At 40.8% G+C, this 12,785-nt stretch carries 12 protein-coding genes; all 12 read left to right on the top strand.

The features are described from left to right. Nucleotide 1: 1 nt before the first annotated feature. The gene (locus TBC1_RS12120) at nucleotides 2-958 is read left to right on the top strand and encodes a hypothetical protein (RefSeq protein WP_062043214.1); all 957 of its coding nucleotides are present in this window, start codon (nucleotides 2-4) and stop codon (nucleotides 956-958) included. Nucleotides 959-1,254: 296 nt separating this feature from the next. Beyond that, nucleotides 1,255-2,256 (top strand): nucleotide kinase domain-containing protein, encoded by a 1,002-nt coding sequence (locus TBC1_RS12115; RefSeq protein WP_062043212.1) that lies wholly within the window; start codon nucleotides 1,255-1,257, stop codon nucleotides 2,254-2,256. After that, nucleotides 2,217-3,248 (top strand): thymidylate synthase, encoded by a 1,032-nt coding sequence (locus TBC1_RS12110; RefSeq protein WP_062043209.1) that lies wholly within the window; start codon nucleotides 2,217-2,219, stop codon nucleotides 3,246-3,248. Before TBC1_RS12115 ends, TBC1_RS12110 begins: the two co-directional genes overlap by 40 nt. Then, a complete protein-coding gene (locus TBC1_RS12105; RefSeq protein ID WP_062043207.1) occupies nucleotides 3,241-3,519 on the top strand; it encodes a nucleotide modification associated domain-containing protein in 279 nt (92 codons plus the stop codon). The genes TBC1_RS12110 and TBC1_RS12105 overlap by 8 nt, the downstream gene beginning before the upstream one ends. Then, a complete protein-coding gene (locus TBC1_RS12100) occupies nucleotides 3,512-3,994 on the top strand; it encodes a TIR domain-containing protein (RefSeq protein WP_062043204.1) in 483 nt (160 codons plus the stop codon). Before TBC1_RS12105 ends, TBC1_RS12100 begins: the two co-directional genes overlap by 8 nt. A 4-nt stretch (nucleotides 3,995-3,998) precedes the next feature. Continuing rightward, the gene (locus TBC1_RS12095) at nucleotides 3,999-4,622 is read left to right on the top strand and encodes an Nmad2 family putative nucleotide modification protein (RefSeq protein ID WP_262490428.1); all 624 of its coding nucleotides are present in this window, start codon (nucleotides 3,999-4,001) and stop codon (nucleotides 4,620-4,622) included. Then, the gene (locus tag TBC1_RS12090; protein ID WP_137305698.1) at nucleotides 4,612-5,244 is read left to right on the top strand and encodes a hypothetical protein; all 633 of its coding nucleotides are present in this window, start codon (nucleotides 4,612-4,614) and stop codon (nucleotides 5,242-5,244) included. The genes TBC1_RS12095 and TBC1_RS12090 overlap by 11 nt, the downstream gene beginning before the upstream one ends. A gap of 303 nt (nucleotides 5,245-5,547) precedes the next feature. Beyond that, complete coding sequence (locus TBC1_RS12085) at nucleotides 5,548-6,081, top strand: hypothetical protein (RefSeq protein WP_137305696.1); 534 nt, start codon at nucleotides 5,548-5,550, stop codon at nucleotides 6,079-6,081. A gap of 415 nt (nucleotides 6,082-6,496) precedes the next feature. Next, complete coding sequence (locus tag TBC1_RS12075) at nucleotides 6,497-7,303, top strand: hypothetical protein (protein ID WP_062043191.1); 807 nt, start codon at nucleotides 6,497-6,499, stop codon at nucleotides 7,301-7,303. Nucleotides 7,304-9,124: 1,821 nt separating this feature from the next. Beyond that, nucleotides 9,125-9,889: an outer membrane lipoprotein-sorting protein gene (locus TBC1_RS12070; protein ID WP_062043188.1), complete on the top strand. Its 765-nt coding sequence runs from the start codon at nucleotides 9,125-9,127 to the stop codon at nucleotides 9,887-9,889. Between the two features lie 18 nt (nucleotides 9,890-9,907). Then, a complete protein-coding gene (locus tag TBC1_RS12065) occupies nucleotides 9,908-11,329 on the top strand; it encodes an ABC transporter permease (RefSeq protein WP_062043185.1) in 1,422 nt (473 codons plus the stop codon). 10 nt (nucleotides 11,330-11,339) lie between these two features. Further along, the gene (locus TBC1_RS12060) at nucleotides 11,340-12,767 is read left to right on the top strand and encodes an ABC transporter permease (RefSeq protein ID WP_062043181.1); all 1,428 of its coding nucleotides are present in this window, start codon (nucleotides 11,340-11,342) and stop codon (nucleotides 12,765-12,767) included. The last annotated feature ends 18 nt before the right edge of the window (nucleotides 12,768-12,785 follow it).

The following is a 12,785-nucleotide window of genomic DNA, read 5'->3' as shown; positions in this document are numbered from 1 at the left end:
GATGGAAACAGAAAAAAACATTTCTGGTATTTCTGAAAATCTTGCGGAATCAATCGCAGAGCAAAAGGAACTGGAAATAATATCTAGAAAAAAAGGAATTCTTAATGGAATACGAATTGCTGTTTCGGTTTCAGATAACGAAGACCTAGAACACTTAGGGCTTTCGATTCAGCATTTAAAGGATACTATGATTGAATTGGCTCGCTATATAATGGCAAATGGTGGAACACTTTTGTATGGCGGCCATTTAAAAAATGAAGGATTTACTAAGATATTTGCAGAATTATCTTATCAATATAAATTTTTAAATGATAAATCATTTCGGTTCATAAACTACTTCCCTTTTCCGAACAGTAATTCCCTGACATTGGAAATAAAAGCGGATTTTGTTAAGCAGCAGGTTGAGCCTGTTATAATAGAGACACCCAAGCATTTAGGGGATATTGATAAGAATCGGAAATATGACCCTTTTAATAATATTGAAGACCGATACATTTTCTCGGAATGCTTCTCAGACATGAGAAGAATAATGGCCGATAAAAGTTATGCAAGATTGTTACTCGGTGGGAAACAAAGTAATTTCTTAGGCTATGTGCCAGGTATTATTGAAGAAGCATACTATTCACTAAAGGCTAATAAACCGATCTATATTATCGGTGGCTTTGGTGGTGCTGCCAAAACGCTGTCAAGGGTTATTCTTGGTGAAGTTCCAAAAGAATTTACGAATGAATTTCAATATAGCAATTCCTTTATTCAAGGATTTAAGAATGTATATTCCGACACGGCAAGTGTCCCCATAGACTACCAAAACCTTTTAGAGTTCTTCAGACAATGCAATCTTGATAAATTGTCTGAAATGAATGGCTTAAGTGTTGATGAAAATCTAGTTCTGTTTGAAAGTCAGAATATACATGAAATAGTTTTTTTAATAATGAAAGGTCTAAAGGAAATAAATTAGAAGCCCAGCTTGTAACAGCGGTTTGACGTAATGGTGGGTGCAGTGCTTCGTATGACAGTTTTGTGGTAGGTTCAAGGCAGTTCTTCGATTGAACTTATGTGCTAAAATTCCGCCATTAAGCCAAGCCGCAAAACGTAACAGGCAAAGCTGAAAAAGAAGATGAATGGAGGAAATGTATGCTAAAATAGAAATAGTGTTAACGCACATTGCATACATTAACAAATCGCTCAAGCTGACACTGAAATCTTAAATTAACAAAAGAGTACAATTTTTCCTAGTTAACAATTTGATTATAGATGATTAAACCTAAAGAAGAAATATTCCAGTACTACTTTTATTTTATCCAGGAAAGAATGAATATTTTCTGGAACAAGTATAATAATATACGGCCATTGACAAGTGACGAAATATTGAGTGTTCATAAGTTTACGAATGTATATCGTGCTATGGACAGAGTGAGTCAATACTTAATTCGAAACGTCATATATACCGTTAATTCTTTTTCTGATGAAGATATTTTATTGAGAATAATTGTATTTAAGATATTTAACAAACCTGACACATGGGAATATTTAGAGGATAGAGTTGGTGTTATTACAATTAATAACTTTGATTTAAATCGTATTAATAAAGCATTATTTGAGTTAAAGCAAGTCCAACCAATATTCAATAATGCTTATATGATGACAGGAACCCATTCACTATATAATCATCTAAATTATAAGCATGAGAAATGGTTAGAGATGGTTAAGAATGAACTAATTAGCAAATCTATTTTTAAAAAAATAATCAACTCAAATTCATTATCAGAAGTTTATGAGCTTCTTCGTAACTGTTCTTTTATTGGTGATTTCCTGGCTTACCAATATTCAATTGACATGAATTATTCTTCTGTTATAGACTTTAGTGAAAATTCTTTTGTTAAAGCAGGCATTGGGTCAATCCGTGGAATAAAAAAATGTTTTGAGCCATTATCTAAAAAATACAGTTTTGAAGATGTAATAAAATACACACAAGATAATTTTGATAAATACCAAAATAAATTTGGCTATACTGATTTTAATCTTCTTTTTGAGAGAGTGCCGACATTAATTGATTTACAAAATTGCTTTTGCGAAACGGATAAATACTTAAGAGCCAAAATCCCAGAACTTCAAGTTGATAATAAACGAATTAAACAAAAATATCAAGGAAGCACAAAGCCACTTGAACTCTTCTTCCCTCCCAAGTGGAATATTAACTCTAACATATTGTCATCATGTATACAGCCGAGTACACAGGAATCAACTCTTTTATAGTGGGTGCTTCGACTCTGCTTTTAAACGATGGAGTCAAAAGAAAAACAAGAGATAAGGTTTGTATTGAACTACCTGAACCATTCATGTTTAAAATTACTAATCCAACAGCAAGGTTAGTAACCATATCTGAAAGAAAATGGAACCCAATTTTACCTTTTGCTGAATCATTGTGGTTAGCAATTGGAAGAAATGATTTAGAATTTATGGGCCATTATTTGAAAAGCATGAAAAATTTCCCCGATGATGGTGAATTTTTACGTGGTGGTTATGGTCCAAGGTTTAGAAAATTCAATGGAATAAATGATGATTACAAAATTGGCAATCCTTATAATATTGATATTGCAAAACTAACTAAATCAGAAGTTGACCAATTTAGTTTCATTTGTAAAAGTTTTGAGAAAGATAAGTTTACAAGACAGGCAATTATCAATATTGGAGACCCGCCCAAAGATTGTTTTGACAAAGAAGGTAATTTAAAAATAACAAAGGATTTTCCTTGTACAAGACTTCTGCATTTTCAGAAACAGCCAAAAGCAAACAAACTTAATTTAACTGTTTACATGAGGTCAAATGACCTTTTATGGGGAGCAAGTGCAGTTAATATTTTCAATTTCACTTTCATGCTTGAATACTTCTCGCAAATATTAGGCTTAGAAATTGGAGAATATTATCACATAGCAAATAATTTCCATTATTATGAAGAATTTGAAGATATGGTTCAATCCATTTCTCAAGTTAAAAATGTAACAGACTCTCAATTTGAGTACTCAAAGTCATTTTACAATTTATCAGAGTTTGACGAGAAAATAAATCTGCTTAAAAGTGAAGAGGATAAACTAAGACAAGGCAATTATGCGGATTTAATTGATTTTGAAGATGACTTTTTTAATGATTGGTATAAAACATTTTATGCTTTCAACACACATAAAGAAGTAACTTTTTCAAATCCAATATTGAATCAATTATTTTTAAAATATATGCCTTATGAATGAAGAAAGTATTAAAAAAATCACAGATGATGTAACAGCAATTTTATTAAAGAAAAATGCTGAGTACGGCGGTGCAAGTTTTGACCTAGGACTGAATGGTAACATGGTTCATCTTTGGGATAAAGTAAAACGTTATAAAAGTCTAATTGGCTGTGACAAAAAAGAACCAAACTTTGAAAGTTTAGAAGATACTCTAAAAGATATTATTGGTTATGCAATAATAGGTTTACACATTTTAGATGATGAAACAATAAAAGACAAAATATATGGATAAGTCACATAATATCTTTATAAGCCATTATGGAAAAGATGACAAACATGTACAAGCCCTAAAAGCGAGGCTAAATGGTAAGGGTTATAATATTCGAAATTTTTCCGTTGATAGCACTAACCATAAAGATGGTAGAATACCATCAAAACCTGTAATTGAACGTCTGCTTCGAATGAGGATTAACTGGTCAAGTACATTTATTTGCTTAGTAGGCCCCAAAACTCACACAAGAGCATGGGTTAATTACGAGATTCAAAAAGCAGTAGAACAAGGTAAAAGGATAATTGGAGTTTATACACATGGCAGTAAAGAAACAGCTGAATTACCAAAGAATTTGGAAAAAGTGGCATCAAATCTTATTGGTTGGAATTCAATCGATAAGATAGGAGAAATCATTTCCGGTAAAAACTATCCAATCGAAAATGCAGACGGTAATGTCGTAACAGACTCATTTGATAGGCCAATAATAAGATGTTAGCATAATGAAAATCTATTCTTACATGATTGACCATGATTTTGGGTTGGCTCCAAATCCATTTGGACAATATTGTACGATTGCTGTTTGTAAACCCAATATCAGAAAAAGTAAAAATCTTAAGATTGGTGATTGGATTATTGGAACCGGTTCAAAATCACTTGAAAAATCTTCAGGCATTAAGTCCGTTTCAAAACTTATCTATGCAATGAAGGTAACTGAAATTATTAAATTAAATGAGTATTTTATAGACCCAAGATTTGAATACAAAAAACCAAATATGAATGGAACCTTGATGACTTTATTTGGTGATAATTTCTATTTCCTTGATGAATCAGATAACTGGGCACAACTTGATTGTGCGCATAGAAATAAAGACGGGATTTATAATGAAGAACATGTAAGAAAAGATATTGGGGGTGAGAATGCTTTGATTTCAGATTTGTTCTATTATTTTGGTCAAAATGCACCTCAGATACCTGATTACTTAAAAAGTGTATGCCATACTACGCAAGGCGTTAAGATTGTGAGACCTGAAGAATTAGCAAACCAATTTATTGAATGGTTGCAATCCAATTTTCAAACAGGCTTGCAAGGACTGCCAATTAGCTGGACTAAATATGAAAAATAAAAACGATATGGATTTGTTTAAACTTTATTTTGACGAAAATTTCAATCTTATTGTGCAAATCTCAATATGGCTTGTTGTTTTTGTGATTGTCATATTACTAGTTTATTTTCTAGTAATAAAAAAAATATACAGGTATAACCTAGTGAAACTTGATATTAAGCTGGGCAATGTTGGGTCTGCAGAATTCAGACCTAATAAAACAGATTTACAAATAGCCCACAAAATCTGGACTGAACTAATAACGAGAAAAGCTGCAATACCAATTGATAAAGAAAATGACATAATTGAAGAAATATATGATTCATGGTATGCACTTTTTCAAAAAGTTCGAGAATTCATTAGCGAAATTCCAGCAGAGTTGATTCGTAAAAATAAAAGTACAAAAGAGATTGTCAGAATAGCAACTCAAACGCTAAATGAAGGATTACGTCCTCACCTTACAATGTGGCAAGCTCGTTTTAGAACATGGAGTAGTTCAAAAAAAGATAAAATGATGGATATGACCCCACAAGAGTTTCAGAAAGACTATCCTCAATATAAAGACCTAATTGATGATTTAATGAAAGTAAACGCGCAGTTAATGCAATACGCACAGGAATTGAAAAAAATAATAGACAAATAAGCCCTCGCTATTGTAGGCACATTTGTAATTCGCACAAGCCGCCCATGCTAAGCCAGAAAACACAAAAGAGCCTACAATGACTATTCCGGTCCAATCGGCGCCACCCATTCCGGAGCATTCGGCGCCGGTATTCCGGTCCATTCAGCGCCACCCCAAAAGTGGCAAAAATTGGGATTAGAAACAGGTGAATAAGAAATAATATCACCTGACATTCCGGCAGAAACGGCGCCACTTGTTCCAGAGTTTCCAGCGCCGTTATTCCAGTCCGATCAGCGCCACCCTGTAAACCCAACCGCGCACACCATGATAAAACAACATCAATCTGCCACCCCAAAACGCCACCCCCACCCCATGAAAAAACTCACCCTTATCCTTACCCTGTTGACAGCAATTTCAACTGGCTCCTTCGGGCAGCATACCACCGATACCATTTTGATGAAGAAAGTTCCGGGCGGCTATCAGTTTTTCCAGGGGGAGAACAGGTTGACCATCAGCGAGCTTATTGTAACGATCAAACCTAATGAGCAGGCTTACCAACAGATTAAATCGGCGCAGGCAAACTACACCATGGGCCAGGTGCTGGGTTACGCGGGAGGTTTTATCATTGGTTATCAGCTTGGAAGGGCGTTGTGGAGCAGCGAAGTTAACTGGAGGATGGCTGGTCTGGGGGCAGGTCTGATAGTTTTAGCCATTCCGGTCGGCCAGGGGTTCAACACCAAAGCCAGGCAGGCAATTGATACGTACAACAGGGGGCTGCCGGCAAGTGCCCGCCGGAACAAAAGTGAAATAAATTTATCGGCAACCGGAAACGGCATCGGATTGGTTCTGAAATTTTAACCGCTGCAGCCCGGGATTTAAAGAACAGTGCGGAACAGATTTAACACTTAACAGATCACCATTGCCCGGATAAAATGAAGAAAGGATTTGCCACCAAGACACGAAGACACTAAGTATCACTAAATGAGAAAAATAAATTTGTGCAACCTGGTGCCTTTGTGCCGCTTCGGCAGGCTCAGTGCATCGCTTGGTGACGAAATATTTAAAAATAAGTTGTATGCTGTTACAATCTTCTGAAACCAACACCTGTAAAGCATTCCGGTCAAATTATAATAATTTCCCCGAACAACAATGATTGATAGATTTGCTAACCGGATAAAAATAAAGGAAAGCAGGCAATTTACCACTCCATCAACAACAAGCACATTTCAGTTTAATTCAAACCAGATCTTACACCCCAAAACTCCAACCCTCTATGAAAAACCTCCTTACCGTTTTGTTTTCCGCTCTGATCCTGGCTTCCTGCCACAAAGATCCGCCTGCACCGCCTGATCCCGGGGATAAATTCTGCGGGATAGCTTCCATCAGCAATGAATCCGGTAAGATGATGCACAGCTATGCGTATGGCCCGGATCAGCAACTCATCAAAGTCATTACCTACGACACCGCCAACGGGAATATTGAATTTTACGCGGAATACAGTTACGGCGCCCTGCAGATATTCAGAAACTACTTCGAAGGCGACGGCTCCCCGGCTTACACCGCCATCTACCACCTGAACGCTCAGGGCCTGCCCGGCATGAAGACCGCCGTGCTCCCCTTCCGGAACGACACCACCTGGTTTGAGTATGATTACGACGGTTACCTGACAAGGTCAATCCGCAAGCTGTGGGACAGCAGCTACGACACCCTTTATTACAGCTACAGCGACGGAAAGCGGACGAGGGTCCTGAAGCCGAACATCTTCCCGGCCGTGGACACCATTAAGTACGAATATTATGATTTTGAACTTCAGCCGAATGCCTACGCGCTGATGAACAGCGAATATGAAAGCGCCTCAGATCCCGCCGAAAATGAACTGTTGCTGGGGAAGAACACCCGTCAGGCGGTAAAAAGCAAGATTGTCAGGTACATGAACGACCCCAATCATATCGTGTATTATCAATACTTCTACGATTTCGACGCCGACAGCAACCTCACGAAGATCAGGGGATCCATCGGATACCTGAACTCCTATACCCTGCATTCGTATGAGTTGAATGTGAAGGTGGAGTGTAAATAAGCGGGCGTTCTTCAACTGCTTGTTTTTCAGACTATAAAGGATCGTTCCAAAACATCAGGTCGTTTTGGGTAAAACATCATGTCGTTTTTGAAAAACATCAGGTCGTTTTGGGGAAAACATCAAGTCGTTTTTGAGAAAACATCAAGTCGTTTTTGAGAAAACATCAGGACGTTTTTGGAAAACGTAAGCACGTTTTCAGTAAAACGTAAGCATGACTTTAGTAAAACGTAAGCACGTTTTCAGTAAAACGTAAGCACGTTTTCAGTAAAACGTAAGCACGTTTCCGGTAGATAATTTTTACAGGAGTGTCAGCGGCTTAAAAGGGACGAGGGATGCCCAATAGGGACGAGGGACGGACGGTTTGATTAAAAGTACAACTCACCCGAATGGGACAGGGAGACAAGGAGACCGGGAGACAAGGGGAAGAATAAAAGTGTCGGGACGAGGGACGGGTGTGATGTGATGATTTGAGAATTTGAGAATGAAAGAATGTGAGAATATGAAAATGTGACAATGTTGCCGATCTGGTGGTTTCTATTGTGCTCTATTCCCGGCAAAGTAGCCGGGACATGTTGTGCCTATTGTGGTTAATTACCTCCGTGGAAACTCCGTGGAACGTGTCGGGAAGACGCAAGCGAGCCGGGTTAGCTATTCCACTCATTACATTCGTGCATTCGTGGCAAACTTCGTGGCATGCTTCCGGAGGAGAAGCACTATTCAAAATCAAGAAGACCTGACAAGCCGGAAGAAGATTTGTCAGGCCAGGTCGTTGTTTGTTGCAGCCAGGCCCTGTGGGGAAGTCAGGAGTTGCGGGGACGCTATATAATCTTTGCGTCGTAGCGTCTTTGCGCGGGGTATGTTATGCAGGCTTAATTCTGCTGAAGTCCGTGGCACGCGTCTTGAGACGCGCGCTAACTGGGTTTGATCTATTGTGCCCTATTGTGGCTAATGTGGTTTAATTTCCTCTGTGAAAAATCCTTGGAACGCATCGGGAAGACGCAAGCGAGCCGGGTTAGCTATTCCACTCATTGCATTCGTGCATTCGTGGCAAACTTCGTGGCATGCTTCCGGAGGAGAAGCACTATTCAAAATCAAGAAGACCTGACAAGTCGGAAGAAGATTTGTCAGGCCAGGTCGTTGTTTGTTGCAGCCAGGCCCTGTGGGGAAGTCAGGAGTTGCGGGGACGCTATATAATCTTTGCGTCGTAGCGTCTTTGCGCGGGGTATGTTATGCAGGCTTAATTCTGCTGAAGTCCGTGGCACGCGTCTTGAGACGCGCGCTAACTGGGTTTGATCTATTGTGATCTATTCCCGGCAAAGTAGCCGGGACAAGTTGTGCCTATTGTGGTTTTTAATTCTCTTTGCAAGGTTCATGGTGCGCGACGGGAAGGAAAGCACTATTTAAAACAAGAAGACCTAACAAGATGAAAGAAAACTTGTCAGGTCAGGTCGTTGATTGTTGTGGCCTGGCCCTGCGGGGAAGCCAGGAATTGCGGGAAACCCAACAAAACCCTTGCGGCTTTGCGTCATTGCGTGGGGAAAGTAATCTAGGCTGGTCACGGTTGGTCTCGGCTACGCTCGACCACCGGTACAGATTCACCTTTGAAAGGCCCGCGGCACGCGCCAGTGCCTGCCGGCTCCGCTTCTGGCCTGGGGCACCGGAATCTTCAGGCGACGGATGAAAAAAAAAATCACTGTAAAACATTGAAATACAAGCAACAGGCAGAAGCACCCGGCAATAAACCGTCGAATTTCACTTAGTAACCGAAAAAAATTGTATATTTCAATCTTCAGGAATGACAAGTAATCAGTTTTATCGTTTATGAAAACCAGATTTGCCTTTTTGCATATTTTCCTCCTGCCATTGTTGGGTTCAACGGCACTTTTGGCGCAGTCACTCACGGCCACCGAGATTGTTAAAAAAGCTGATGAAAAGTTCAACGGGGAGAAAAGCAGTTACAATGTTATGACCATGACCATCATCCGGCCCGGATGGCAACGGACCATCGGATTCAAGAGCTGGGCGCTGGGCAGGGATTTCTCCCTCACACTGATCACAGACCCGCCCAAAGAAGCAGGCCAGACATTCCTCAAAAGAGGCGCTGAGATGTGGAGCTGGAATCCTGTAATCAGCAGGCTGATAAAACTGCCGCCTTCCATGATGTCGCAGGGCTGGATGGGATCGGATTACACAAACGACGATATCCTGAGGGAATCCTCACTGGTAAATGACTATATCCACGAAATTGCCGGAGAAGAGCGCATCGGGGAGCGCCTGTGTTACAAAATCAGGATGACAGCAAGGGAAAATGCCTCCATTGTCTGGGGCAGGCAGGTAAGATGGATTGATAAAAATGATTTTCTGGTATTAAAGGCGGAATTGTACGATGAAGACGGCTACCTGGTGAGAACTGAAACCGGTTCGGATATTAAAGTAATGGGCGGAAGAACCATAACCTCAAAAATCGAACTGGTGCCTGAGGAAGAGCCGGAAAATAAAACCCTGATTGAGATCAGGGAAATTAAATACAATATTCCGATCGCTGAAAGTTATTTTTCTCAGCAGAACATGAAAATTGTGCGTTGAAAACTGAAATTTTAAGGCATGAAGGAGGAGTTTAAAATAGCCTGGCGAAATCTCTGGAGAAACAGACGCCGCACCGTCATTACTTCAGCTTCTGTTTTTTTCGCGGTTTTTTTCGCGGTAATCATGAGATCGTATCAACTAGGTACTTACGATCAGATGATCAACAATCTGATTGAATCGTTTACCGGCTACCTGCAGGTCCAACACAATAAATATCAGGACAATCCACTGATTGACAACTCATTTGACTATGATGAATCCACCGTTGAAGCAATTTCCAGGCTGGATAAAGTTGTTTCGGTAACCCCGCACCTCGAATCTTTTACTTTGGCATCCAATGGCATACAAACCAAGGGGGTGGCTGTGATGGCGATTGACCCGGTAAAAGAAAAAAGCTTTTCTGATCCTGAAAGCAAACTGGTAAAATACAGAATCACAGAGGAGGCAATAAAGGGTTTAACGGATACAGGTTCAGTTTCTGATGATCTAACGGATAAACTGAAAATGATTCCAGGCCGGTCCTATTCATCGGCCGACAGACTTAAGCGCGAACTGGAACTTACGGAAGAAGAAGCTGACCTTTACTTACCGGAGATTCTCAGATTTACGGAAGTGGCAAATGGATATCTTACCGGGGATGACGCAGGGATTCTTGTTTCTGACCGGCTTGCCGGTTATCTGAAAGTATCGGTCGGAGATTCGGTTATTCTTATGGGGCAGGGGTATCATGGTGTTACGGCAACCGGGATATTCCCGGTAAGGGGCATCATTAAAATTCCGTCTCCCGAAATTGACAACAAGTTGATTGTTATGACCATACCGGCTGCACAGGCATTGTTTGATGCGGAAGGTAAAATAACCTCATTGGTGGTTAATCTTACCGATAAATCAAGCCGTACAGTAAAAACAGTCAAAGCCCGGATTAATGCCCTGCTGCCGGACAAAAACACAACAGCCAGGACCTGGTATGAGCTTAACCCGGTCCTGTATCAGCAAATCCAGGGTGACAATCAGAGCGGCATTGCAATGCTGGGGCTTCTTTACTTTATCATTTTCTTCGGCATATTCGGAACAGTGCTGATGATGGTTTCCGAAAGGAAAAGGGAATTCGGCGTTCTGGTGGCCATCGGAATGCAAAAAAGGAAGCTTAAAAGAATTGTTGCAATAGAAATGATGCTGCTTGGCGCTGTGGGCCTGGCAGGCGGATTGCTTGCCGGCACACCGCTGATATTGTACTATTACCATTATCCGTTTGTACTGAAAGGAGAACTGGCCAATATGATGGAGGAATGGGGCTGGGAAGCAGTAATGCCGGCTGCATGGTTTGGCCCATATTTTTACTGGCAGGCCGCCATCGTCGCTTTGATGGTCGCGCTGGCGACACTTTATCCGTTGCGGAAAATTGAAAAAATGAAAGAAACAGAAGCCCTGAAAGGTTAAAATCTGAATTATGATGATTTGGTCGATCGCCTGGAAGAATTTGTGGCGTAACAGGAAACGAAGCCTGGTGGTGATAGTGGCCGTAACCATCGGCATTATATCCGGGGTGCTTCTTGTGGGGATCATGGAGGGCTGGATCAATCAGCGCCTGCATGATGCCATATATAATGAAGTATCTCATGTTCAGATTCACAACAAAGAATACCTTAAAAATGAGGAGATCGATCTCACCATAAAGAATTATGATCAACTTACAAATGGTATAGATTCTTTGAAAGAACTAGCCGGCCGGGTAAACAGGACAAGGATTTTCGCAATGGCAAATACGCCCTGGGCAAACACGGGGGTGATCATCTATGGTGTAGATCCTGAGAAAGAAAGACAGGTTACGGAAATTTATAAAAAGATCGTGCCCGGAGGCGGAAGATATCCTGATAAGCAAAGCCCGGCCGACATACTTATCAGTGATAAAACCGCCGGATTGCTGAAACTGAAACAATATATAATTACGGACGGCGTCATCGCGAAGCTCAAGGAAGAAAGAATCCGGGCAGATATTCTTGCAAAACTCGAAAAGCATAAAGATAAACGGTTCAGGTCGCCCGGCGACTTCAGGGAAATGCTGAAGCAGGAATTCAATAAAAGGGAATTAGACAAAGCTGGCCGGCTTATCACTGAATACGCGCTGGATTACAGGCTCAGGAACAAAATCCAGGTCACCTTTTCCGACTTAAGGGGAACCCCTGTCCAGGGAATATTCAGGGTGTGCGGTATATACAAGACCACCAACACGGGATTTGACCAGACTGCTGTTTTTGTGAATGCAAGGGAGCTGGCAAAACTTTACGGAGGAGGTGAAATCCTCAACCATGAGATTTCCATTTTACTCAAAAATATTGATGATGCCGGGGTAGTCAGGGACAAACTAAGCCGGATTGCAGACGGCAATGCTGTGATGACATGGAAAGAACTGGCTCCCGATGCTGCATTGATGCATGATTTCATGATTATTTACTATTTCATTTTTATCGGGATTATTATGCTTGCCCTTGCCTTTGGCATCATCAACACCATGCTGATGTCAATTCTTGAACGGACAAAGGAACTGGGCATGCTGATGGCCATCGGGATGAACCGTCGCAGGATATTTCAGATGATTATGCTGGAAACTGTTTTTCTGACACTGGTCGGAGCAGTTGCCGGCATGTTTTCCGGGTGGATTATTACGGAAATCCTCGGAAAAACCGGGATCCATTTTTCAGGCTGGGGCGAAGGATTTGAAGCTATGGGGTTTGCGGCAAAAGTATATCCGGTCGTGCCATTCGGCTTTTTCGTATTTGTTACGGCGATGGTAGTAGCCACCGCAATCATTTCTTCTCTCTGGCCTGCACGAAAGGCACTCAGATTAAATCCGCTTGAAGCACTCAGAACAGATTAACCCAAAATATAAACCGGG

It is taken from the genome of Lentimicrobium saccharophilum, from assembly GCF_001192835.1.
Lineage (GTDB): Bacteria > Bacteroidota > Bacteroidia > Bacteroidales > Lentimicrobiaceae > Lentimicrobium > Lentimicrobium saccharophilum.
This window is presented reverse-complemented; position numbering and strand designations above follow the sequence as displayed.